General features: G+C 65.9%; 23 protein-coding genes and 1 tRNA gene. 12 read left to right on the top strand and 12 right to left on the bottom strand.

What is annotated here, in order from left to right; translation table 11 throughout:
• Positions 1 to 108 precede the first annotated feature (108 nt).
• Entirely contained in the window at positions 109 to 1,791 is a 1,683-nt protein-coding gene (locus ACQPYR_RS32290; protein WP_433622636.1) for a serine/threonine-protein kinase PknD, read from the top strand.
• Between the two features lie 171 nt (positions 1,792 to 1,962).
• On the opposite strand, the gene ACQPYR_RS32285 is transcribed toward ACQPYR_RS32290, so the two are convergent.
• Positions 1,963 to 2,883: an NADP-dependent oxidoreductase gene (locus ACQPYR_RS32285; RefSeq protein WP_433622635.1), complete on the bottom strand. Its 921-nt coding sequence runs from the start codon at positions 2,881 to 2,883 to the stop codon at positions 1,963 to 1,965.
• A gap of 74 nt (positions 2,884 to 2,957) precedes the next feature.
• Between ACQPYR_RS32285 and ACQPYR_RS32280 the strand changes: the two genes are divergently transcribed.
• Positions 2,958 to 3,584, top strand: coding sequence for an HD domain-containing protein (locus ACQPYR_RS32280; protein WP_433622634.1), 627 nt, complete (start codon positions 2,958 to 2,960; stop codon positions 3,582 to 3,584).
• 162 nt (positions 3,585 to 3,746) lie between these two features.
• Here ACQPYR_RS32280 and ACQPYR_RS32275 read toward each other — a convergent pair whose 3' ends face one another.
• From ACQPYR_RS32275 to ACQPYR_RS32255, 5 genes are all read right to left on the bottom strand, one after another.
• Positions 3,747 to 4,259: a hypothetical protein gene (locus ACQPYR_RS32275; protein ID WP_433622633.1), complete on the bottom strand. Its 513-nt coding sequence runs from the start codon at positions 4,257 to 4,259 to the stop codon at positions 3,747 to 3,749.
• A 237-nt stretch (positions 4,260 to 4,496) separates the two neighbouring features.
• A tRNA-Val gene (locus ACQPYR_RS32270) sits at positions 4,497 to 4,568 on the bottom strand.
• Between the two features lie 32 nt (positions 4,569 to 4,600).
• Positions 4,601 to 5,080, bottom strand: a complete 480-nt coding sequence (locus tag ACQPYR_RS32265; RefSeq protein ID WP_433622632.1) for a peroxiredoxin — start codon at positions 5,078 to 5,080, stop codon at positions 4,601 to 4,603.
• 71 nt (positions 5,081 to 5,151) lie between these two features.
• Complete coding sequence (locus ACQPYR_RS32260) at positions 5,152 to 5,574, bottom strand: DUF3052 domain-containing protein (RefSeq protein ID WP_040688342.1); 423 nt, start codon at positions 5,572 to 5,574, stop codon at positions 5,152 to 5,154.
• A gap of 159 nt (positions 5,575 to 5,733) precedes the next feature.
• A complete protein-coding gene (locus ACQPYR_RS32255; protein WP_387294746.1) occupies positions 5,734 to 6,291 on the bottom strand; it encodes a hypothetical protein in 558 nt (185 codons plus the stop codon).
• Positions 6,292 to 6,588: 297 nt separating this feature from the next.
• On the opposite strand from ACQPYR_RS32255, the gene aceE reads away from it, so the two are divergent.
• The 8 genes from aceE to ACQPYR_RS32215 all read left to right on the top strand — a co-directional run bounded on the left by aceE (position 6,589) and on the right by ACQPYR_RS32215 (position 17,129).
• Complete coding sequence (gene aceE / locus ACQPYR_RS32250; RefSeq protein WP_433635301.1) at positions 6,589 to 9,408, top strand: pyruvate dehydrogenase (acetyl-transferring), homodimeric type; 2,820 nt, start codon at positions 6,589 to 6,591, stop codon at positions 9,406 to 9,408.
• Between the two features lie 11 nt (positions 9,409 to 9,419).
• Complete coding sequence (locus ACQPYR_RS32245) at positions 9,420 to 10,754, top strand: PucR family transcriptional regulator (protein ID WP_063040466.1); 1,335 nt, start codon at positions 9,420 to 9,422, stop codon at positions 10,752 to 10,754.
• Between the two features lie 128 nt (positions 10,755 to 10,882).
• Positions 10,883 to 11,797 (top strand): ACP S-malonyltransferase, encoded by a 915-nt coding sequence (locus ACQPYR_RS32240; RefSeq protein ID WP_040688301.1) that lies wholly within the window; start codon positions 10,883 to 10,885, stop codon positions 11,795 to 11,797.
• A 123-nt stretch (positions 11,798 to 11,920) separates the two neighbouring features.
• The gene (gene acpM, locus ACQPYR_RS32235; protein ID WP_107655016.1) at positions 11,921 to 12,220 is read left to right on the top strand and encodes a meromycolate extension acyl carrier protein AcpM; all 300 of its coding nucleotides are present in this window, start codon (positions 11,921 to 11,923) and stop codon (positions 12,218 to 12,220) included.
• Between the two features lie 10 nt (positions 12,221 to 12,230).
• The gene (locus tag ACQPYR_RS32230; protein ID WP_433622631.1) at positions 12,231 to 13,481 is read left to right on the top strand and encodes a KasA/KasB family beta-ketoacyl-ACP synthase; all 1,251 of its coding nucleotides are present in this window, start codon (positions 12,231 to 12,233) and stop codon (positions 13,479 to 13,481) included.
• 125 nt (positions 13,482 to 13,606) lie between these two features.
• A complete protein-coding gene (locus tag ACQPYR_RS32225; protein ID WP_063040458.1) occupies positions 13,607 to 15,040 on the top strand; it encodes an acyl-CoA carboxylase subunit beta in 1,434 nt (477 codons plus the stop codon).
• Between the two features lie 157 nt (positions 15,041 to 15,197).
• The gene (gene dctA / locus ACQPYR_RS32220) at positions 15,198 to 16,619 is read left to right on the top strand and encodes a C4-dicarboxylate transporter DctA (RefSeq protein WP_433622630.1); all 1,422 of its coding nucleotides are present in this window, start codon (positions 15,198 to 15,200) and stop codon (positions 16,617 to 16,619) included.
• A gap of 39 nt (positions 16,620 to 16,658) precedes the next feature.
• Positions 16,659 to 17,129 carry a winged helix-turn-helix transcriptional regulator gene (locus ACQPYR_RS32215; protein ID WP_433622629.1) on the top strand — a complete coding sequence of 157 codons (471 nt, stop codon included), beginning with the start codon at positions 16,659 to 16,661 and terminating at the stop codon, positions 17,127 to 17,129.
• An 18-nt stretch (positions 17,130 to 17,147) separates the two neighbouring features.
• Here ACQPYR_RS32215 and ACQPYR_RS32210 read toward each other — a convergent pair whose 3' ends face one another.
• Positions 17,148 to 17,627: a hypothetical protein gene (locus ACQPYR_RS32210; protein WP_433622628.1), complete on the bottom strand. Its 480-nt coding sequence runs from the start codon at positions 17,625 to 17,627 to the stop codon at positions 17,148 to 17,150.
• 213 nt (positions 17,628 to 17,840) lie between these two features.
• Positions 17,841 to 18,536: a nitroreductase gene (locus ACQPYR_RS32205; protein WP_433622627.1), complete on the bottom strand. Its 696-nt coding sequence runs from the start codon at positions 18,534 to 18,536 to the stop codon at positions 17,841 to 17,843.
• A 308-nt stretch (positions 18,537 to 18,844) separates the two neighbouring features.
• On the opposite strand from ACQPYR_RS32205, the gene ACQPYR_RS32200 reads away from it, so the two are divergent.
• Positions 18,845 to 19,108, top strand: a complete 264-nt coding sequence (locus ACQPYR_RS32200) for a hypothetical protein (protein WP_433622626.1) — start codon at positions 18,845 to 18,847, stop codon at positions 19,106 to 19,108.
• Between the two features lie 18 nt (positions 19,109 to 19,126).
• Positions 19,127 to 21,127, top strand: a complete 2,001-nt coding sequence (locus ACQPYR_RS32195) for an Eco57I restriction-modification methylase domain-containing protein (RefSeq protein ID WP_433622625.1) — start codon at positions 19,127 to 19,129, stop codon at positions 21,125 to 21,127.
• Position 21,128: 1 nt separating this feature from the next.
• Here the strand turns inward: ACQPYR_RS32195 and ACQPYR_RS32190 are convergent, their stop codons facing one another.
• The 4 genes from ACQPYR_RS32190 to ACQPYR_RS32175 form a co-directional block, all read right to left on the bottom strand.
• Positions 21,129 to 21,749, bottom strand: coding sequence for a TetR/AcrR family transcriptional regulator (locus ACQPYR_RS32190; protein WP_387294755.1), 621 nt, complete (start codon positions 21,747 to 21,749; stop codon positions 21,129 to 21,131).
• A gap of 147 nt (positions 21,750 to 21,896) precedes the next feature.
• On the bottom strand, positions 21,897 to 22,073 hold the full coding sequence (locus ACQPYR_RS32185; protein WP_433622624.1) for a hypothetical protein: 177 nt from the start codon (positions 22,071 to 22,073) through the stop codon (positions 21,897 to 21,899).
• Between the two features lie 175 nt (positions 22,074 to 22,248).
• Positions 22,249 to 22,764 (bottom strand): gamma carbonic anhydrase family protein, encoded by a 516-nt coding sequence (locus ACQPYR_RS32180; RefSeq protein WP_433622623.1) that lies wholly within the window; start codon positions 22,762 to 22,764, stop codon positions 22,249 to 22,251.
• Positions 22,765 to 22,830: 66 nt separating this feature from the next.
• Positions 22,831 to 23,790, bottom strand: a complete 960-nt coding sequence (locus tag ACQPYR_RS32175; RefSeq protein WP_433622622.1) for a GlxA family transcriptional regulator — start codon at positions 23,788 to 23,790, stop codon at positions 22,831 to 22,833.
• Positions 23,791 to 23,828 lie beyond the last annotated feature (38 nt).

Genomic DNA, 23,828 nt, shown 5'->3' with positions numbered 1-23,828 from the left:
GCATCTGGGCTGCCTGAATCAACTAGTGTGGACCTACCTGCTCGCGGGCGAGGGTCCAATGCAAGCGAGTACGGCCGTTAGCCAGACAGGTAGTCACGGGACGGCACAATGAACGACACACCAGTGGGCGGCGGGAACACCGTCCGGGGGTCGGGACCAGCGGAGGCATTCGGGCGCTATCGGCTGTTGTCACTGCTGGGTCAGGGCGGCATGGGCCAGGTATGGCGGGCGCATGATTCGCTCACCGACCGGGTGGTGGCGCTGAAAGTGTTGCCTGAGCGCTTCGCCGATGACGAAGAGCTGCGCGAGCGGTTCCGCCGCGAGTGCCGGACGGTCGCACAGTTGACCGAACCGCATGTGATCCCCATCCACGACTTCGGCGACATCGACGGTCGGCTGTATCTGAATATGCGCCTGATCGAGGGCACCGACCTGCGCACGGTGATCACGCGAGAAGGGGCGATGCCGCCGCAGCGGGCAGTGGCGATCATCGCCCAGGTGGCCGGCGCGCTGCAGGCGGCCCACGACGCCGGGCTGGCGCACCGCGATGTCAAACCCTCCAACATTCTGCTGTGCGCCGATGATTTCGCCTACCTGATCGACTTCGGGATCGCCCACGCCGCCGACGAGCGCACGCTGACCAAGACCGGCGAGACCCTCGGCACCTTCGCCTACATGGCGCCGGAGGCGATAAGCGGGGAGGTCAAGACCGATTCCCGAGTGGATGTGTATGCGTTGGCGTGCGTGCTGGACGAGTGCCTGACCGGCCGGCCCCCGTTTGCGAGCACATCGGGCATAGAGGGTGTGATCGCCCATCACCTGCGTACCCCGCCGCCGCGGCCCAGCACCACTACAGCCGATGTACCGACTGCTTTCGATGCGGTCATCGCCAAGGGAATGGCCAAAAACCCCGACCATCGCTACCAGACCGTGCGTGAGCTGGCCGCGGCGGCACGCGCCGCGGTGGGCGATTCCGCGGTCGGCACCAGCGGGGGCGTAGTTGCGCGCCTCGGGCGGCGAATCAGATTGTCGCCCAAGGCCGCCGGACTGCTCGCCGTCGCGGCCGTGGTCGCGGTGCTGGCCGCGGTAGCGGTGATCATCGGCGTGCAGCGGGAATCAGGCGGCGGTGGCAACTCGCCCACCCCTATCGCCCCGGCCTACTCGTCGCAGATTTCGCTGCCCTTCACCGGCGTCAGCCTGCCCACCGGTGTGGCGGCCGACGCCGCGGGCAACGTATACGTCACCGACATGGGTAACGATCGGGTGGTGAAATTGGCGGCGGGCGCGTCGACGGCGACACCGCTGCCGTTCACCGGCCTGAAGAGTCCCCAGGGGGTGGCGGTCGACAGCGCAGGGGACGTATATATCGCCGACCAGGGTAATGATCGGGTGGTGACATTGGCGGCGGGCGCGTCGGCACCGACCACGCTGCCGTTCACGGAGCTTCGAGGTCCCCACGGTGTGGCGGTCGACACGGCGCGCAACGTGTACGTCACCGAATTGGGTACCGAGCGGGTGGTGAGGTTGGCGGCGGGCGCGTCGGCACCGACCACGCTGCCGTTCAGCGGGCTCAAAGATCCCCAAGGTGTGGCGGTCGACGCGTCGGGAGACGTGTACGTCGTCGACTGGGATAACAAATGGGTGGTGAGGTTGGCGGCCGGCGCGTCGACGCCGACCATGCTGCCGTTCTCCGGCCTGAAGAATCCCCAGGATGTAGCGGTCGACACGGCCAACAACGTGTACGTCACCGACTTGGGCCCCAATCCGGTGGTGAAACTCCCGGTCGGCTGAACCGCCCAGACCGGCCGACACGATTCCAGCAGTGCCGCAATCGGTTGTGGGCGGGTTGTTCGGTCCAGGCGACGGGCCGGCGATTCGGGTGCCGATGAGCCGGTGGGTGCACAGCGGAATGCCAGCGAGCTTCGCCGGTACCACGCCCGCCTCGACCGGGACCGGCGAGCGTCAGTCCGTGGTCACCTTGATGATCGTTCTGCCGCGGGTGCGTCCCCCGGGGCTGAAGGCCGCGGGGGCGTCGGCCAGGGGGCGGACGGCGCTGACGAGGGGGATGAGTCGGCCGTCGTGCAGGCGGGTGGCCAGTTGGGCCAGTTGCTCACGGTTGGGTTCGACGATGAAGAAGATGGCTCGCCCATCGTGAGGGTGGATGGTGGGTGGATCGGCGATGGTGACGAGGGTGCCGCCGGGGCGTAGTAGCGCGGTGGAACGGTCGCGGATGTCGCCGCCGATCACGTCGAGCACTACGTCGACCTCGCCGACATCCTCCAGGAGTTCGCCGTCCAGGTCGACGAACTCGTGGACGCCGAGATCGCGGGCCGCGACGTTGTCCGAGGCTCGGCCGGTGCCGATGATGTGGGCTCCTGCTTCGTGGGCAAGTTGTGCGGCGACGGAGCCGACGGCACCACCGACGCCGTGGATGAGGACGGTTTGGCCAGTTTTCAGGTGAGCGTGGTCGAACAGGGCCTGCCAAGCCGTCAGACCGGAGATCGGTAGCGCGGCTGCGGCGACGTGGTCGACGTCGGCGGGGAGCGGAGCCAGGTTGCGGGCTTCCACGGCGGTGTACTCCGCGAGCGAACCATTGCGGGCCCAGTCGGTCAGTCCGAAGACGTGCTGCCCCACCGTGAGACCAGTCGTGCCGTAGCCGAGTTCGACGACTACACCCGATAGCTCGTGGCCGGGGACGCTCGGGGTGCGGTCGCGGCCGGCGCGGTCGGTCCACGTCCCCGGCCAGTCCAGCTCGCCTCGGGTGAAGCCGGCGGCGCGGACTTGCACGATGACGTCGTTCTCGGCGGCATGGGGGTGGGGCAGATCGGTCAGGGCCAATCCGCCGATGCCAGCTTCGCGATCCCGGACTGTGATGGCTCGCATGAGGTCCTTCCGGTAGTGATCGTGGCGTCGGAATGGACCACCTGCACGGACCTTCCACGCCGTACTGTCGAAGTATGGTCGTTCCGGACGAACTCGTGATTCCTGACACGGCCGCCTCATCGGCTGCCCTCGAGGTGGCCTCCACTTATCATTCCGCCGCCTTGCTGAACCATTCGCGCCGCGTCTACTTCTGGGCGGCTGTCTACGGCAGGCAGCAGGGCATCCGGTACGACGCTGAGCTTCTGTTCGCGGCTGCGATGTTCCACGACATCTGCCTGGTGCCGGAGTTCGACAGCCACACCGTCTCCTTCGAGGAGGCCGGCGGCCATGTCGCGCGGGTGTTCGCCGCCGGCGCCGGTTGGTCGAGCGAGCGCCGCGAACGCCTCGGCGAAGTCATCGTCAGGCATATGTGGCCTCACGTGGACGTAGCCGATGATCCTGAAGGTCACTTGCTCTGGCGGGCGACGGCGTTGGACATCGCGGGGAAGAACATCGACGACTTCAGCCCAGCCTTCCGTGCCGCAGTACTCCACCAGTACCCCCGGCTGGGGCTCGCCGACGAGTTTCTTGCCTGCTTCCGGGCTCAGGCCGACCGGAAGACCAGCAGCTCCGCCGCACGCGCAATACAGTCCGGCCTCGCCACCAGGATGGCCGCGAACCCCCTCGACACCGGTTCTGAGCACACGCCCGACGAAAACTAGCAACTGTGCGATCGCGTGACCCAGTCGTTTCTTGCGTCATCGCCGCAAGAAACGAGCGCTGAGTTCCGAGGGACACGCGCCTCGACTACGCGCCTCGAGTTCTGCGCGTGGTGCGATCGCGTGCTCCCGCGATGAGGCTCCGGAGTTGGCGGAGGGGAAGCCCTAGGCGATGAGCTGGCCGAGGATCGCACCGACCGCACAGCCGATGATGGCGCCCACCAGGAAGAACCAAATCCCGATGAGAATGCCGATGACACAACCGATCATCTCGCCGACCTCGACGACGGCGAAGTTTCCCAGTGCCTGGTGCAGCCCGGGCACGGGGGCCGACGCGGGGGTCAGCGTCAATTCCGTGCCGGTGTTGTCCAGCGCCGGCGTGAGATTGAATGTCTGCCCGGTCTGGGCCTGCAACGTCCTCGGAATGGTGCCGACGACGGTGCCGTCGTCCGCGGTCACGGTGACCGCGTCGGGGCCGAGCGTGAATCTGCCGGAGGCAAGCCGTACCAGCGCGCTGGTGTGATCGGCGGCGAGGGCGGTGGTGTAGGCGACCGGACCGGCGTTCGCGCCGACGGTGACGTCCGAGGCCACCGTGGCCTGACCGTTGGCCATGACGGTGGTTGTGCCGGTGGCCGCGATGGCCAAGATCGCAGTCGCCAGGAGCTTCTTGATCTTCACCACACTTCCATCCGTTCCGATTTTTCGACCTTCACAGACGAACGGCACTGAATGGGATCGCTCCCGGCTATCTTCGCGCCTTCGGACAATATCGCATTTCAGGGCAAATCGTCGGCCCACATACCGCTTTGCAGCTATTTCATCGCAATCATGGCCCCACGCTTGCTCGACAATTCGGAGTTGCGGGGCGAAGGCGTCCCATAGAAATAGATCTCGACGCGGATGTTCTTCGTTCGGTGGGCGCAGAGGGGTTCGAACCCCCGACCGCTGGTGTGTAAAACCAGAGCTCTACCACTGAGCTATACGCCCGGGATCCGTCGGTGGGTGACCGACGGGCCGGTCTAGGACTCTAGCGCGGCGAGCGCTTTCTCCCAAGCCGCCTGGTCACGGGCCTCGCCGGGGCCGTTCATTTCGGCGAAGCGGATGACGCCGTCGCGGTCCACGACGAAGGTTCCGCGGTTGGGGTAGCCGGATTTCTGGTTGAAGACGCCGAAGGACTGGGCGACGGCGCCGTGTGGCCAGAAGTCGGACAGCAGCGGGAAGACGTAGCCCTGTTCGGCGGCCCAGATCTTGTGGGTGGGCGGTGGGCCTACCGAGATGGCGAGGATTTCCGCGGCGTCGTTCTGGAATTTGGGCAACTCGTCGCGGACCTTGCACAGCTCGCCCTGGCAGATGCCGGTGAAGGCAAGCGGATAGAACACGATCAGCACGTTCTTCTTGCCGCGGTAATCCGAGAGCGTGACGTCCTGGTTGTTCTGATCCTTGAGTGTGAAATCCGGCGCGAGCGTGCCGACTTCCAGCGGGCCAACCTCGACTGGCATCACTGATCCTCCATCGTGTCGGGCTACACCGGGCGGTGAAACACCGCCCGGCGAAACCATAGCGAAAGCGGTCAGCGCTGTTTCGAGGGTGCCTTGGGCTGCACGAGGCGGCTGCCGGACCAGGCACCTAGGCTGATCGCCGAGGTTTGCGTCAAACCCGCGGTGGGCGCCGCTTCGGCGATATCGCTCGGATCGACATGACCAGGTTGCCCGGTCTTGGGAGTGAGCACCCATATGAAGCCTTCGTCGGCCAGCGGACTGATGACTTCCATCAGCTCATCCGCCAGATCGCCGTCGCCTTCTCGCCACCACAGCAGGACAGCGTCGACAACCTCGTCGGAGTCTTCGTCGACCATCTCCCCACCGCTGGCCTCTTCGACATCGGCCCGCAGGTCGTCGTCGGTGTCCTCGTCCCAGCCCAGCTCCTGGACAACCATGCCGTGTGTAATGCCAAGCTTCTGAGCGTAGTTCTGCGCGTCCGCCGCGGCGACCACGGTGGTGTCCTCCTCAACTCCAGACAATAGGTAGTTGCAAGCGAACATGGTTATCGCCTCGAGCGCAAGCTGATCGGACGAAATACCCATGGAATGTCGCGTTGCAACCTCGTGTCATTGGCCGATTTTCGCCACCCGCACCCGGTTCGTGGGACGAATTCAGCGTTTCGGGCAGGCGTCCTTGACCGCGTTGCGCGCGTCGTTGACCCGCTTGCTCGCCTCGTTGAGCGCTCCGACCGGGGCGGTGTAGGTCATCTTGCGGGTCTCCGCGGCGAGCTGGCGTGCGGCGGCGACGTATTCGGCGAACTTGGCCTGCAGATCGGCGGGCAGCGCGCCGTTGGCGTTGTTCACTCCGGTCTCGACTTTGGTCGCGGCGTCCTCGAGCGTCTTGGCGGCGGTATCGCGCTTGGCGTTGTAGTCCGCGGCGTTCGCGTCGTGCGCATCTACGAATTCGTTGTACTTCGAAACGCCGACGCCCGTAGTAGTGGGGAATTGACCGCAGTTGTCGCTGATCGCCTGCGCCTGGGCCGCGGCCTTGCGCGAGGAGGTCGCCGCGGCGGAGGAAGCGGCCGCCTCGGTCTTGTAGGCGGCCAGCTCCGAGGCATTCGGATTGGCAACGCCGTCAACGTGTTTCGCGCATCCCGCGATGGTCAGCCCGACCACGACCGCCGCTGCCGCGCACACCGCTCCGAACCCGCGTGGGTCCAGCACCTTCATCGTCCTCCGTGCCTCTCTGTGTCACCGGCGGTCCTCGACTCACGTTCCCTGCGGAACCGTACTGCAGATGCCCCTGACATGATGACCTGGGCCACAACTTCCGCAAGGATGGAGGTGCGCCCGAACCTTTCGTAAAACGGGTGGTCCGCCAACCAAGTGTGCCGCCCGGGGAAACAGACGCCTATCAGCTTGTCCACCCCTGTACGAGGAGCAGATTTGACCGACCTGATCCACTCTTCCGCGCCAGCGAAATCCGCCGGCACCGACTCCGCGCCGCGTGATCCGAACGGATCGCAAGTGCCGCCTACGGGCGGGCGGGTGCGGGTTATCCGCGAAGGGGTGGCGTCCTATCTACCGGACATCGACCCGGAGGAAACCTCCGAATGGCTCGAATCGTTCGATGACATGCTCGACCGGGAAGGTCCGGGCCGCGCGCGTTACCTCATGCTCCGGCTGTTGGAACGCGCCGGTGAGCGTAGGGTCGCCATTCCATCCCTGACCTCCACCGACTACGTCAATACCATCCCCACCGAGAACGAGCCGTGGTTCCCCGGCGACGAAGAGGTGGAGCGGCGCTTCCGTGCCTGGATCCGCTGGAACGCGGCGATCATGGTGCACCGGGCGCAGCGTCCCGGTATCGGTGTCGGCGGCCATATCTCGACCTACGCGTCCTCGGCGGCGCTCTACGAGGTCGGCTTCAACCACTTCTTCCGCGGCAAGGACCATTCCGGCGGCGGCGATTCGATCTTCATCCAGGGTCACGCCTCGCCCGGCATCTACGCCCGCGCATTCCTCGAGGGCCGGTTGAGCACCGACCGGATGGACGGTTTCCGGCAGGAGTACAGCCATGGTGGCCCGGGCCACGGCCTGCCCTCGTATCCGCATCCGCGGTTGATGAACGACTTCTGGGAGTTCCCGACGGTGTCCATGGGCCTGGGCCCGATGAACGCCATCTACCAGGCGCGGTTCAACCACTACCTGCACGACCGCGGCATCAAGGACACCTCCGATCAGCACGTCTGGGCGTTCCTGGGCGACGGCGAGATGGACGAGCCGGAATCGCGGGGCTTGATCCAGGTTGCCGCCAACGAGGGGCTGGACAACCTGACCTTCGTGATCAACTGCAACCTGCAGCGTCTCGACGGCCCGGTGCGCGGTAACGGCAAGATCATCCAGGAACTGGAGTCGTTCTTCCGTGGCGCGGGCTGGAACGTCATCAAGGTCATCTGGGGCCGGGAGTGGGACGCGCTGCTCGGCGCCGATCGCGACGGCGCACTGGTGAACCTGATGAACACCACCGCTGACGGCGACTACCAGACCTACAAGGCCAATGACGGCGCCTACGTGCGCGACCACTTCTTCGGCCGCGACCCGCGCACCAAGGCCCTGGTTCAGGATCTTTCGGATCAGGAGATCTGGAACCTCAAGCGCGGCGGTCACGACTACCGCAAGGTCTATGCCGCCTACGCGGCCGCGATGGCGCACAAGGGTCAGCCGACAGTGATCCTGGCCAAGACCATCAAGGGCTACACCCTCGGCAAGCACTTCGAGGGCCGGAATGCCACGCACCAGATGAAGAAGCTGACCCTGCAGGACCTCAAGGACTTCCGTGACCTGCAGCGGATTCCGATCTCCGATGCCGAACTGGAGAAGGATCCCTACCTGCCCCCGTACTACCACCCGGGCATGCAGGCGCGCGAAATCCAGTACATGCTCGATCGCCGCAAGGCGCTCGGCGGTTTCCTGCCCGAACGGCGCGCCGCAGCAAAGCCGCTGCAACTGCCCGGGGACGAGGCGTACAAGTCGGTGCGCAAGGGTTCCGGCAAGCAGAACGTGGCCACCACCATGGCCCTGGTTCGGCTCATGAAGGAGCTGCTGCGAGACAAGGAGATCGGCAAGCGGATCGTGCCGATCATTCCGGACGAGGCCCGTACCTTCGGTATGGACTCGTGGTTCCCTTCGTTGAAGATCTACAACCGCCTCGGGCAGTTGTACACCTCCGTCGACGCGGAATTGATGCTTGCCTACAAAGAGAGTGCCGTCGGGCAGATTCTGCACGAGGGCATCAACGAGGCCGGATCGACCGCCTCGTTCACCGCGGCGGGCACCTCGTACGCCACGCACGGCGAGCCGATGATCCCGCTGTACATCTTCTACTCGATGTTCGGTTTCCAGCGCACCGGCGACGGATTATGGGCGGCGGCGGACCAATTGGCGCGCGGCTTCGTGCTCGGGGCAACCGCCGGGCGAACCACGCTGACCGGTGAGGGGCTGCAGCACAACGACGGCCACTCGCTGCTGCTGGCCTCCACCAACCCGGCCGTGGTCACCTACGATCCGGCGTTCTCCTTCGAGATCGCGCACATCGTGCGGGACGGTCTGCGTCGCATGTACGGCGGCGGCACACCGCAGCCCGGTCCCGGCGCACTGCCCGGCACGCATCCGCACGGATCCGCGGGCGGCTTCGGCGGCGAGGACATCTTCTACTACATCACCCTCTACAACGAGCCGTATGTACAGCCCGCCGAGCCCGACGATCTCGATATCGCCGGACTGCTCAAGGGCCTCTATCTGTACAAGCGCGGCGGCGAGGGCAATGTGCGCGCCCAGATCCTGGTCTCGGGCGTCACGGTGCCCGATGGCGTGCGGGCCCAGGCGCTGCTCGCCGAGGAGTGGGGTGTGCAGGCCGATGTCTGGTCGGTGACGTCGTGGGGTGAGCTCCGCAAGGAGGCACTCGACAAGGAGGTCGCCCAGTTGCGCAATCCGGGCACCGATGCGGGCGTCCCGTACGTCACCCAGGCGCTGGCCCAGGTCGAGGGTCCGTATGTGGCCGCGACGGACTGGATGCGCGCGGTGCCGGATCAGGTGCGCAAGTGGGTGCCCGGCGACTTCACCACGCTCGGTACGGACGGATTCGGATTCTCCGATACCCGCCCCGCCGCGCGCCGCGTCTACAACGTCGACGCGCAGTCGATCGTGGTCGCCGCCCTGGCCGCACTCGGCCGTACCGGCAAGCTCGATCCGGCCAAGGCTGTCGAGGCTGCGGCCAAATACCGCATCGATGATGTCGCCGCCGCGCCGAAGTCGGCTCCCGGCACCGAAGATGAACTCGCATAGCGGACGATTGGATGGTGGAACGTAAACCGCCGCGGCCGCGTCGGATCTCCGAAGGCTCCTCCGAGCACGAGGTGTATCTGCCGACGGGCGCGCTCTCCCCGAACCGGCAAACCCGCGACCCACTGCCGGACACGCTGCTCAAACGCGTGAAGCAGTTCTCCGGACGCCTCTCCACCGAGGCAGTCGGGTCGATGCAGGATCGGTTGCCGTTCTTCGCCGATCTGGACGCCGCGCAACGCGCAGGCGTCCAGATGCTGGTGCAGACCGCGGTGGTGAACTTCCTGGAATGGCTACAGGATCCCGATAGCGATATCCGGTTCAGCCTGGACGCCTTCCAAGTGATCCCGCAGGATCTGGCTCGGCGGTTGACGCTGCGCCAGACCGTGGACATGGTCCGTGTGGCCATGGAGTTCTTCGAACAGTGGCTGCCCGCGCTCGCGCGCAATGATCGGCAGCTGGTCGCACTCACCGAGGCGGTATTGCGCTACGGGCGTGAGCTGGGATTCGCCGCCGCCTCGGTGTACGCGAGCGCCGCGGAATCCCGCGGCGCATGGGACACCCGCCTCGAGGCGCTGGTCGTGGACGCCGTCGTCCGCGGCGATACCGGTCCGGACATGCTGTCGCGGGCCGCGACCCTGAACTGGGACGCCACCGCACCGGCGACGGTGCTGGTCGGCACGCCACCGGGGGATCAGGGCGTCTCGATGGTCGGCTCGGTGCACACGATCGCCGCGCGGCACGGTCGCGCGGCGTTGGCGGTGGTCCAAGGTTCACGGCTGGTGATGGTGGTCAGCGGGAATCTGGGCGATACCTCTTATGCCTCCCCTTTTCTCGCGGATCTGCTGGCCGAGGTGTTCTCCGACGGTCCGGTGGTGATCGGCCCGACCATGCGCACGCTCGGCGCGGCGCATGCCAGCGCGGTGGAGGCGCTGGCCGGAATGGAGGCCGTTGTCGGCTGGCGCGGGGCCCCGCGACCGGTGCACGCTGCGGAATTGTTACCCGAGCGAGCTCTTTTGGGTGACCGAGCTGCAATCGACGCGTTGAACGAGTATCTTGTCCTACCGTTGGCCGCCGCCGGATCGGCGTTGGCCGACACTCTCGAGGCCTATCTGGATTGCGGTGGCGCGGTCGAGACGTGCGCGCGTCAGCTGTACGTTCATCCAAATACCGTTCGTTATCGCCTTAAGCGGATAGCCGAGATAACGGGCCGCGATCCGATGAATCCGCGGGATGCGTACGTGCTCCGGATCGCCGCGACAGTAGGTCGTTTGACACGAACCCGTAACGAATCGTCAACTCCTACCCCGGAAGTCACTCAATTCCCGGTGAGTCACGAGGGCATGTAACGGATCCAGCGAATAGGTCGATCGAGACAACCCACATGCGCTTTTGTGGGACCCCCACAAAAGCGCTCCGCAAGGTTCATTCGCGTCGACATCTCCTGCGGCCTACCTCACAGTGTTTTCTTAGAGGTGTGATCGCGTTGTTCGCCCCTGGACAGGGGTCCCAGACACCCGGCATGCTCGCGCCTTGGCTCGACCTTCCCGGCGCGACTGATCGCCTCGCCATCTGGTCCAAGGCCTCCGGCCTGGATCTGGTTCGACTCGGCACCACCGCAACGGCGGAGGAGATCACCGATACTGCCGTTACCCAGCCGCTTGTCGTCGCCGCCGCACTGCTGGCCTTCGCGGAAATCGAGCCGGATGCCCTTCCGGCCGATACTATCGTTGCCGGACATTCGGTCGGTGAACTCGCCGCCGCCGCGGTCGCCGGAGTCATCTCCGCCGACGATGCGGTGCGGCTGGCCGCCATCCGCGGTGCGGAGATGGCCAAAGCGTGTGCTCTCGAGCCGACCGGTATGTCCGCGGTGCTCGGTGGCGATGAGGCCGCCGTGCTCGCCCGGCTCGAAGAGCTCGAACTCGTCCCGGCCAACCGCAATGCCGCGGGTCAGATCGTGGCCGCCGGACGTTTGACCGCCCTCGCGGAACTCGCCGCCGATGCGCCCGAGAAGGCGCGGGTGCGTGCGCTGCCCGTGGCGGGCGCATTCCACACCGCGTTCATGGCCCCGGCCCAGGACGCTGTGACAGACGCCATATCCAAGATCACGCCGAACGAGCCGACCAGGACCCTGCTTTCGAACTTCGACGGCAAGCCGGTTACCTCCGGGGCCGATGCTGTCGCTAAGCTCGCGGCGCAGGTCACCCGGCCCGTCCGGTGGGACCTGTGCACCGAGACCGTCCGGCAAGCGGCGGTCTCGGCAGTGGCGGAGCTGCCGCCGGCGGGCACGCTCGTCGGCATTGCAAAACGGGAGTTGAAAGGCACGCCAACACTGGCCCTGAAGACCCCCGAAGACCTCCCCGCGTTGGCCGGGCTCACCACTTCCGGCTAGCTTTCCCCCCGCGACCGTGTAACCCAATACGCGATCGTGACCGAGCGGACGGTAACCATCGGCTCGCTCGATTCGAAAAACAACAGTGAAGCCCTACAAAGTAGATAAGAAGGGAGCCACGAAGTGGCCGCTCTGACCCAGGAACAAATCGTCGAGGAACTCGGCAAGATCATCGAAGAGGTGACCGGTATCGAGCCCTCCGAGGTAACGATCGAGAAGTCCTTTGTCGATGACCTGGACATCGACTCGCTGTCCATGGTCGAGATCGCGGTTCAGACCGAGGACAAGTACGGCGTGAAGATCCCGGACGAGGATCTGGCCAGCCTGAAGACGGTCGGCGACGCCGTCGGCTACATCCAGAAGCTCGAGGCCGAGAACGCTGACGCGGCCGCGGAGCTCAAGGCCAAGTTCGACGCCGAGTAGGGCCGACACCGTGACCACTCCTTCCACCTTGAACGGGAATTTCCCCAATGTCGTCGTCACGAGTATGGCGGCGACCACGTCGATCGCTGGTGATGTCGATGCGACGTGGAAGGGACTCCTCAACGGCGAGAGCGGCATCGACGTTCTCGAGGACCCCTTCGTCGAGGAGTACGACCTTCCGGTCCGCATCGGCGGTCACCTGAAGGTCCGGCCAGAGACCCTGCTGAGCCGTGTCGAATGTCGGCGCATGGCCTACGTCGAGCAGCTCGCGACCGTACTCGGTCGCGAGGTCTGGCAGAACGCGGGCAGCCCCGAGGTCGACCCGGAGCGTCTGGGTGTGGCGATCGGTACCGGGCTCGGTGGCGGTGATGCGCTCATCGACTCGGTCGACAAGCTGAAGAACGGTGGCTATCGCAAGATTTCGCCGCTGGCTGTTCAGATGGTCATGCCGAATGGTCCGTCGGCCGTCGTCGGTCTCGAATTGAAGGCCAGGGCAGGAGTGGTCACTCCGGTCTCGGCATGCTCATCGGGCTCCGAGGCCATCGCCAATGCGTGGCGAATGATCGTCATGGGTGACGCCGATATGGTCGTCACCGGTGGCGTCGAGGGTTTCATCGACGCGGTGCCGATCGCGGCATTCACCATGATGCGTGCGATGAGTACCCGCAATGACAATCCGAAGGGCGCCTCGCGTCCGTTCGACAAGGATCGTGACGGTTTCGTCTTCGGTGAGGCCGGTGCGCTGATGGTCCTCGAGACCGAGGAGCACGCCAAGGCTCGTGGCGCGACGATCCACGCGCGCCTGCTCGGCGCCGGTATCACCTCCGATGGCTTCCACCTGGTCGCACCCGATCCCACGGGTGACGGTGCCGCCCGGGCGATGACCAGGGCGATGCAGACCGCGGGTCTGACCCCCAAGGACATCACCCATATCAACGCGCACGCGACCGCGACCCCCATCGGTGACACCGCCGAGGCGAACGCGATCACCAAGGCCGTGGGCAACCACGCTTCGGTGTACGCGCCGAAGTCGGCACTCGGTCACTCGATCGGCGCCGTCGGTGCGCTCGAATCGGTGCTCACCGTGCTCAGCATCCGCGACGGGCTCGTCCCGCCGACGCTGAACCTGGAGAACCAGGATCCGGAGATCGATCTGGATGTGGTGCACGGCGAGGCCCGCCGCCAGGAGATCGAGTACGCGATCAACAACTCGTTCGGTTTCGGCGGGCACAATGTCGCGCTCGCCTTCGGTCGGGCATAGCCGCCTAATCGACTGCACACGATCCCCGGTGGGGTCGACCAACGCCAAAGTCGGTCGACCCCACCGGTGTTCGACATACGCAGCCGCGGTAGCGGCGCATTTCCTTGAGGTGAGGAGAAAACGCGATGACGATTGTGGCTCCCGCGTTCCGACCAGAAACTGCCACCGATCCGCGTGATCCGCTCGGGCGGCTCCAGCGCTTCTTCGATCCCGGAACCGTCCTACCGCTGCACCCGCGCGACAAGTCCGGTGTGCTCGCCGCGATCGGCGAGGTGGACGGTGTCCGCACGGTTGCCTACTGCTCCGACGCCACCGTTATGGGCGGTGCGATGGGTGTGGAGGGCTGCAAGCACATCGTCGACGCGATCGACACCGCCATCGATTCCGCCATTCCGGTGGTCGGCATCTGGCATTCCGGCGGCGCTCGCCTGGCCGAGGGTGTCGAGGCGTTGCATGCGGTCGGTCTGGTCTTCGAGGCCATGGTTCGCGCGTCCGGCCTGGTGCCGCAGATCTCGGTGGTGCTCGGCTTCGCGGCCGGTGGCGCCGCCTACGGTCCGGCGCTGACCGACATCGTGATCATGGCGCCGGAGGGCCGGGTCTTCGTGACCGGTCCCGATGTGGTGCGCAGTGTGACCGGTGAGCAGGTCGATATGGCCACCCTGGGCGGTCCGGAGACGCACGGCAAGAAGTCCGGTGTCACGCACATCGTCGCCAATGACGAGGCCGACGCGCTGCACCGTGGGAGGCGCCTGGTGTCGATGTTCGCAGAGCAGGGCGAATTCGATCTGGTCGCGGCCGCACACGGTGATGTCGATCTGAAGGCGATGATGCCGGAATCGGCCAAGCGCGCCTATGACGTGAAGCCGATCGTCCACGAACTGCTCGACAACGTCGACGGTGAGTCCTCGTTCGAGGAGTTGCAGGGCGGTTACGCGCGCAGCATCGTCACCGGTCTCGGACGGCTCGGCGGGCGCACCGTGGGTGTGCTCGCCAATAATCCGATCCGCCTCGGTGGCTGCCTGAACTCCGAAAGTGCCGAGAAGGCTGCGCGTTTCGTGCGGTTGTGCGACGCGTTCGGCATTCCGCTGGTGGTGCTCACCGATGTGCCCGGGTACCTGCCCGGTGTCAGCATGGAATGGGAGGGCGTGGTGCGGCGCGGCGCGAAGCTGCTGCACGCATTCGCCGAGGCCCGGGTGCCGCGGGTCACACTGGTCACCCGCAAGATCTACGGTGGCGCCTACATCGCCATGAATGCCCGTTCGCTCGGTGCGACCGCTGTGTACGCCTGGCCGGGTTCCGAGGTCGCCGTGATGGGCGCCAAGGCCGCGGTCGGCATCCTGCACAAGAAGGCTCTCGCGGCCGCGCCGGAGGAAGAGCGTGAGGCGCTGCACGAGCGTTTGACGGTCGAGCACGAGCGCATCGCCGGTGGTGTCGAGCGTGCCATCGCGATCGGTGTCGTGGACGAGGTCATCGACCCGGCCAAGACCCGCAGCACCATTGCCGCGGCATTGGCGGCGGCGCCGGTGCGCAAGAGTCACCACAAGAACATTCCGCTGTAAATCCATGGCAGAAGCGGGCTTCGGGATTTCCCGGGGCCCGCTTTCGTTCGTATTGTTCTTGGTGTCGAACCTGGGGTGACGGGCATATATCGATCGGGTTTCCGCGCGGCAATGTAGTTGAAACTTTGGTGATACGAATAGCTCTTATGTTGCGCGCATGAGCGTGACGATCGAATCCACCGCAGCAACCGACCCGGTGCGCAAACCGCCCTGGTACCGGTCGCTATTCCTGCAACTGCTGGTGGCGATCGTCGCCGGAATTCTGGTCGGTAAGCTGTGGCCCGGCTTCGGCGCGGATCTCAAACCGCTGGCCGACGGGTTCATCAAGCTGATCAAGATGGTGATCGCGCCGATCATATTCTGCACAGTCGTGCTGGGCATCGCCCATGTCGGCGATATGAAAGCGGTGGGCAGGATCGGTGTGAAGGCGCTGATCTACTTCGAGGTGATCACCACCTTCGCACTGCTCTTCGGTTTGCTGGTCGGCAACCTGGTGCAGCCGGGTGCGGGTTTTCATGTCGACGCGCAGACCCTGGCGACCGGTGCCGAGAAGATCGCCAAGACCACCAAGAACGGTGAGCTGCCGCATACCGTCGATTTCTTGCTGAATATTATTCCGACATCGGTTATTTCGGCATTCGCGGAGAACGCGCTGCTGCAGGTGTTGTTCTTCGCGGTGCTGTTCGGCTTGGCGCTGGCGAAGTTCGGCGAGCACCGGGGGACGGCAGCCGGCGGGGTGGGTAAGAATAGCCCGCCGGTGATTCTGCAGGCGGTCGATCACATCGGGAAGATCTTCTTCACGATCATCGGCTGGATCATGAAATTGGCGCCGCTGGGTGCGTTCGGCGCGATGGCCTACATCGTTGGGCAGTACGGACTTTCCGCGCTCAGCAGCTATGGCAAGCTGATCGCCTGTTGTTATGGGGCGGCGGTGTTGTTCCTGCTGGTGCTCGCGGTGGTCGTGCGGGTTTTCGCGGGGGTGAGCCTGTGGAAGCTCCTCAAATACATCAAGGACGAGCTGTTCCTCGCGCTCGGCACCGCCTCGACCGAGGTGGTGCTGCCGCGGATCATGATCAAGCTGACCGAAGCCGGTTGCTCACGAGCCACCACCGGGCTGGTGATACCGACCGGGTACTCGTTCAATCTCGACGGTGCGACGCTGTATCTGTCCATCTGCGTGCTGTTCTTGGCGCAGGCGCTCGGGGTGGATCTGAGTCTCGGCGAGCAGATCACGGCAGTCGGCGTGCTGATGTTGACCTCGAAAGGTATGGCGGGCGTACCGGGTTCGTCATTCCTCGCGCTGTCGGCGACGATCACCGCGATCGGGCACGGATCGATTCCGGTGGCGGCGGTCGCGCTGTTGCTCGGCGCGGATCGGCTGATGGATTCGATGCGGGTCACAGTGAATCTGCTCGGCAATTGCGTCGCGACCTTCGTGGTCGCGAAGTGGGAGGGACAGTTGGATTCGGAGCGGATGCGCAAGGTGCTGGACGGGGAAGAGGTGCCGCCGTTGGAAGACAAGGACCCGATGGTCGCCTACACCGGTAAGGAAGCTCGAGCATTGGTGCCCGGCGGGTAAAGCCGCCGCCGGGCAGCGCGGGCTCGGTAGCATCGACAGGTGCGCTACGAGGAACTTGCTGATGAGCCGTGTTCGATCACACGGCCGCTGGTGATCCTGGGCGACCGCTGGACCCTGGTGATCCTGAAATATTCGTTCGCGGGCGTGCGGCGGTTCAACGCATTCCAGAGCGCGCTCGGCATCTCCCGGAGCCGGTTGCAGGATCGGCTCGATCGGCTGATCGAACACGGGATTCTGGTCAAACAGAAGGCGGCCGTCGGCACGCACGAGGAGTACCGGCTGACGCCGAAGGGACACGATATCTACCCGATCCTGATGGCGATCCGGGATTGGGGCGATACCTATATGGCACCGGACGGTCCGCCGGTGCGTTACCGCCATTTGGACTGCACCGGCGAAGGACACATCAAACTCGAATGTGACTCGTGCGGAACCGAACTCACCGCACGCGACATCTCCGCCGAGCCCGGTCCCGGCTTCACCTCCGATGACGGACGTCAGGTCGGCTAACCGGCGGCGGCCCAATTATCAACCGAGGCGGGCCTTTTCGGATGGGTTGTCGCGGCTGATGCACTCCTGGTACGGGTTCGGGGTGCCGATATGTTCCTGGCAGTCCCAGGTGGTGGTGCCGACCGTGATGGGGATGACGAAGCCGACGTCCCACAGATCCGATTGCACGGCATAGGCATTGGTGACCGCGACAGCGGTGGCGCAGGCGGCGTCGCCCCTGGTGGTGACGGCCGAGACGGCCAGGTCGAAGGGGCCCGCGCCGCAGGAGATCGTGGTGGGCTCGGCGACCGCTGGGGTGCTCGGCGGTGGGGTGGTGACCGTGGTCGGTGGCTCGGTGGTCGGGGTTGCCGCCGCATAGGTGGTGGTGGGGTGTGTGGTTGTCGCTCGCGCGGTGGTGCTCGTGGGCTCGGCGCTGTTGTCCTCCTTGTCGCAGGCGGCCAGGCCGAGCACGAGAACCGCGGCCGCGATGACTGTCGAGAGTGCACTGATGGAACGCATAAAAGCCGACCTCCTCGTTGTGCAATCAACGGCAGGGGGTTGCCGAACCCACCCCCGATTCGTTCCGCCACCCTAGCGCGGTGGGCCGGCGCGCAAGCAATGTTCCGTCGGTGTGCCGATCGGGGTACAGGTGGGGCGGCTCAGTCGGGCGGAGGGCTCCGATCGGTGGGTGCGCACGGTGTCGGGTTGGCCTGCGAGTCGGGGATCGCGGCGTCAGGCGCTGTGCCAGGTTGCGACCTGGTCCAGGTCTTCGCGGGCGGTGCGGAAGGCATTGACCGGGTGGTCCGGGTCCGGATAGCCGAAGGAGATCGCGGCGACCACTCGGCGGTGTTCGGGCAGGTCGAAGTAGGTGTGCAGAAAGGGCGAGTAGGAGGCGAGGGCGGCTTGGGGTGCGGCGCCGAGGCCGAGGCTCTGGGCCGCGAGGAGGAAGGTGCCGATGTAGAGGCCGCAGTCGATGGCGCCGTAGACGCCGAGGTCGGCCTCGGTGGTGACGATCGCGACGTGCGGGGCGTCGAAGAGTTCGAAGTTGCGCATGGCTTGGCGCATGGTGCCTGCCTGATCACCCTTTACGATGCCGACGCTGTCGTAGAGCTGCAGGCCGCATGCGCGTCGACGGTCGCGGTAGGCGCCGGTGTACTGCGCGGGAAAGGCGAAATCCGGTTCCGGCGCGGCGATTGCGACGTGTTCGAGCAGTTCCTTGCGGAATCGGTCGGTGCCTGCGCCCTCGGTGAGCACGATCTGCCAGGGCTGGGTATTGCACCAGGACGGGGTGCGCTGGGCCAGTCGCAGTAGCGCCTCGATGGTGTCGCGGGGGACCCGGTCGGATTTGAACTGACGACAGGTCCATCTGCTGTCGAGGATCTGGCTCAATGTCGTGAACTCGTCGGTCTGCAGGCTGGTCGGGCTCATGGGTACCCCTCGAGTTGGTCTTATTTCGAGACTGAACGCTAGCATCGCTGGTCTCTTTTTGGAATCGGCGAGGTGGGATCATCGGGCGTGTGGTGTTGCTTGCCGGAGTTAATATGGCGGTTACATTCGTGGAACCGGTTGGGGTGCATACGCATTGACCGGTCCCGATAGCGAAAATGCTTGGCCCACTTCGGGATACGCGGCGCGCGGAGCGCCGGAAGCGAGGTTCGGGCGGTCGGGATTCCGTTTCATCCATCGGCGTACGGGGATTCGGTGACCGCTGGAGCGCTGTACGAGCGGTACGGGAAGTGAGTACCGAGCCCACGGCGGATCCCGCCGAGGCACGGCCCACACTGATCACCCGGTTGTACATCGGTGGGCGGCAATTCGGCCCACTGGGCTGGCTGGGGTTCGCCGGGCTGAGCCTGATCGTCGCAATTGCGGCGGCGGCCGCGATCTACCGCTGGGTGGACGAACCGCTGATGCGTCGGTTCGCCGGCCGCCGCGCCGTGCGTCCGCCCGCGACGACGCGAGATCCGGTCGACCGCGTTACCGCCTCGGTCGGGCCGTGACGAGGCAGAATCCCAGGCATGACTCCCGGCGAGCCGGCCGCGCGCGACCGCAAACGGCACGGTAGGCACTACACGCCACCCGCCCTGGCGCGCTTTCTCGCGCAGCGGCTGCTCGAACATGCGCCGCTATCGGCTGACGCAGGGACGTCGGGAGCCGCTCATGCTGTGGCGCCGGACGTGCGGGCTGCAGTGTCGGGACCTGTTCAGCAGGCGCGACGGGACGCGTTATCCGGGGCCGCGACGTCCGATGCAGGGGTGCGGGACACGACAGCCCTCGGCGCCGGGGGCCGTGCGCCGGGCGCAGGGGTGCTCCGGGTGCTCGATCCGGCCTGCGGGGACGGTGAGCTGCTACTCGCGCTGGATCAGGTTGCGGGGGAGTCGGTGCCGGGGGTGCGGGTGGAATTGGTGGGGTACGACCTGGATGCGGCCGGGGTGGCGGTTGCGCGGGAGCGGGCGGCGGCCGCTGGGGTCGCGATCGAGTGGCATATCGGGGATTTCCTGACCGAGTCCGCGGGGATCGCGACGGGGTCGTTCGATGCGATCATCACCAATCCGCCGTATGTGCGGACTCAGCAGTTGGGTGGGCCGACCGCGCAGTTGCTGAGCAAGCAATTCGGGTTGCAGGGCCGGATCGATCTCACCCACCCGTTCGTCGCGGTCGCGCCGCGCCTGCTGCGGCCGGGTGGGGTGCTCGGGTTGCTCTGTGCCAATCGGTTTCTCACCACGAAGGCCGGTGCGAATATTCGCAGCCTCCTGCGCACCGAATTGGCTCCGGTCGAGCTGTACGACCTCGGTGATACGAAGTTGTTCGAGGCGGCGGTGCTGCCCGCGGTCACCATCGCCACCCGGACGGCAGCCCGCGCGGTCTGCCGCTATGTTTCGGCCTACGAGGTCGATGCCGCCGAAATCGTCGGCGGAACAGATCTTTTCGAGGCGCTGGCGGCCGAACACAGTCACTGTGTCGAGCACTGCGGGCGCACTTTCGCGGTCGAGGTCGGTACGTTGGCGACGGGCGATCAGGCTGTGATCCGTGGGCCATCCGGCGATCGGACACCGGGTGATCGAGCAAGCCGCAGCGATCCGGTGGTATCGGGCCAGGTAGTCGCCTGGCGGGTTGCCACTTCCGGTCGTGGTGACGATGTGGACGCGCCCGAAACCGTTGCCTGTGACGCGGACGCGCACAGCGGCGCGTGGCGAATGTCCCGGCCGGCGGTCGACAGGTGGCTGGCCGAGGTGCAGGCGGGGACCTGGCGGACCTTCGGCGCCGTGGGGCGGATTCGGGTGGGGATCAAGACAACTGCGGATCGGGTGTTCATTTCCGATCGGTGGGCGCAGGTGCGGCCGCGGCCGGAGGGGGAGTTGCTATTCGATTTGATCACCCATCAGGATGTCGATCCGTGGCGGATCTCGCGTGAGCGCGACGTACGGGTGCTGTATCCATACGACACAGCGCAACCCGCGCGGATGCCGGTTGACCTGCGAGAATTTCCCGGAGCAGCGGCATATTTGGAGTCGCATCGGGAGACGTTGGCAGGCCGGAAGTATCTGACCGACAGCGGCAGACAGTGGTTCGAGATCTGGGTGCCGCAGCGACCGCATCTGTGGCGGGTGCCGAAGGTGGTCTTCCCCGATATCAGCGCGCGGCCGCGATTCGCCCTGGATCGGTCCGGGGCGGTGGTGAACGGGGATTGCTATTGGATATCGCTGGCCGATCTCGGCGTGGACGGGGCCGCGGAGCGGTTGGCGTATTTGCTGATGGGCGTCGCGAATTCGGCGCTGGGCCTGCGGTTCTACGATGCGGTGTGCGGGAATCGGCTGTATTCGGGTCGGCGGCGGTGGATCACCCAGTATGTGTCGCGGCTGCCGCTGCCGGATCCGACCACGATGCGGGCCGGTGGCGTCGTCGAACTGGTGCGGGAATTCATCGACGACGGCAGGGAGCCCGACGCGAATGCGCTCCGCCTGCTCGATGAATGGGTGGCGGCCGCCTTCGGCACCCGGATGTTCGAAATGCGTTGAGTTATGCGGTGGCCCGGACACCGACCATCGGCAGCAACGTGCGTCGCGCGAAATCCCGACCGGCCGCCACATCATCGATCGGAATGAGCCCATCGGGCGTCAATGCCAGCGACAGGGCCAGCCGCGCCATGATCTCGGCAACGAGTTCGAAGTCGAAGTCGTCATCCGCGCCGCTGCGGAGTTCCCGCAGTTTCTCCGCCAGATAGGTGCGCCCGACCGCGATGATCGGTCCGGCCTCGGTAGTCAATCGGGGCAGGATGAGATCGGGTTCGGTGCGCAGCAGCCGCCGCAACAGTTCGTTGCCCGCGATCTCGGTGATGACCGCGACGAAGATCTCGATCAGCTGTTCCTCGACGCCGTCGACCTTCTGCACCCGCTTATCGATCTCGGCGACGAAACGCTGTGCCTCGCGCACGCTGACCGCCTCGACCAGATCGTTCTTCGATTCGAAGCGGCGATACAGGGTGGCCGGGCTGATTCCGGCGCGCCGGGCGATCTCGCCCATGCTGGTGCGTTTGATGCCGAAGTCCAGGAACGCCGACAGCGCGCTCTCCAGCAGCTTCTCACCGTCGCTGACGGGCTTTTCCAGAATGCGCTGGAGGATGGGCGGAACGGTCGGCATCGAAGCTCCAGTCGAATCGGCTCGGGACGCCGATGGTGTCTGGGCGTCGCGACGGTGCGGGTGCGTGCCGTTCATTATTTCACCGGGTCGCGGCGGTTCGACCGCGGATCGGCACCAGAGCTCGACCGACGACAGGCGCAAGCGCGCCTATGTGCGCGGCAGATCCAGTTCCGCCATCTCCTTTTCGATCGCATTGGCGGCGAAATCCACCCCGCTGGAGCGCAACTCGTGCACTCGCCGCTGTAGCGCCTCGATCCCACCCGGCTGGGCCGCGATATCGGCCACGCTGATCCGCCCCGACGGCTGGTGCATAATCTGCTGCACGTACGCCACCGTGTTACCTCCTGCCTGCACGCTCTGCGGCCACCATCCCGGTGGGCTCGCCCTCCGCGCTACAGGCCACTCGACAGCTGTGTCGGCGGGAGACCCCGGGATACCGGGCACGCTGGCAGAATGCTATCAGCGATTTAGTTTGGTCAATTGATCAGTGTGTTCTGTCTCACACCTGTTTCGCGTCTCGGTGGTTGGCCATGTTGTGTAGGTACACAGCGCTATTGAGTCGGATGCCGTCCTGCTCGGCCTCGCTCAACTCGCGGCGCACCTTGCCGGGCACCCCCGCGACGAGCGAGCCGGGCGGAATCTGCGCACCCTCCGGAATCAGGGCATTGGCGGCGATCAGACTGCCCGCGCCGATGACCGCACCATTGAGCACCGTGGCCCCCATGCCGACGAGCACATCGTCGCCGACGGTGCAGCCGTGCAGGATCGCATTGTGTCCCACCGAAACTCCGGTGCCGACGGTCAGCGGGAAGCCGGGGTCGGCGTGCAGTACGCAGCCGTCCTGAATATTGGTGCGCGCGCCGATGCTGATCGCCTCGAGGTCACCGCGCAGAACCGCGCTGTACCAGATGCTCACCTCGGCGGCGAGTTGCACGCGTCCGATTACCGTGGCATTCGGAGCGATCCACGCGGTCTCGTCGATTTCGGGCGTATGTCCGCTTACCTCGATCCTCATGCCGAAAACATAAGGGGACCGAAAGCGGCGGAGCCGGCGGGGTGGACGAACGCAGCCGGCGCCGCGCTACTCCGCCGGGACCGGCGTGCCCGCGAACAGCGCGCGGTGCGCGGCCGGGCTGGTGCCGAGGATGCGGTGGAAGTGGTGGCGCAGGCTGACCGCGGTGCCGAAGCCGGTCTCGGCGGCAATGCGATCCATGGTGTCGGTGGTGGATTCCAGGAGCAGCCGGGCGCGGTCGGCGCGTTGCTGCAGCAACCATTGTTGTGGACTGTTTCCGGTGCGTTCGCGGAAGCGGCGGGTGAAGGTGCGTCGCGACATGAGCGCGATGCGAGCCCAATTGTCCAGGTCGATCGGTTCGCCGAGATTCGTTCGCGCCCAGACCATTGCGCGTTCGATCGGATCGTCGTCGGCGGCTTCTGGTACGGCGACCGGTATGTACTGAGCCTGGGAGCCGCTGCGGTGCGGGGCGGTCACGAGTGACCTGGCCAGTTCGGTGGCGGCCCGGCTGCCGAGGTCGTCGCGGACCAGGTGCAGGCAGCAGTCGAGGGCGGCGGCGACGCCCGCGGAGGTGACGATATCGCCGAGGTCGGTCCAGAGGGTGTCGGCGCGGACCCGGACCTTCGGATAGGTCGCGGCCAAATCGCCGGCCGCGGCCCAGTGGGTGGTGATTTCCCGACCGTCCGCCAGACCGCTCGCCGCCACCGCGAAGGAACCCAGGCACAGGCCGACGATCCGGGCGCCCCGGGCGTGGGCTCGATGCAGTGCGTCGCGCAGTTCGGCCGAGATGTCCATATCGCGCTGCCAGCTCGGGATCACCACCATGTCGGCCCGCTCGAAGGCTTCGAGCCCGGTCTGCACGACGATGTCGAAACCGGCCGGGGTCCGCAGGGTGCCGGGGTTTTCCGCGCACACCTCGACGCGATAGTCGGGTGTGCCCTCGGTGCCGACCCGGCCGAAGACCAGCGTCGGTACCGATAGATGGAAGGGGATAACCCCGTCGAAGGCCAGGGCGGCGACGGAACGCATGGCCCGATCTTATCGCTGAGCGGCTCGCGGGCCACTAT

It is taken from the genome of Nocardia sp. CA-120079 (assembly GCF_050955745.1).
GTDB lineage: Bacteria > Actinomycetota > Actinomycetes > Mycobacteriales > Mycobacteriaceae > Nocardia.
The sequence above is the reverse complement of the archived record's forward strand: the minus strand, read 5'-3'. Positions and strand labels throughout refer to the sequence as shown.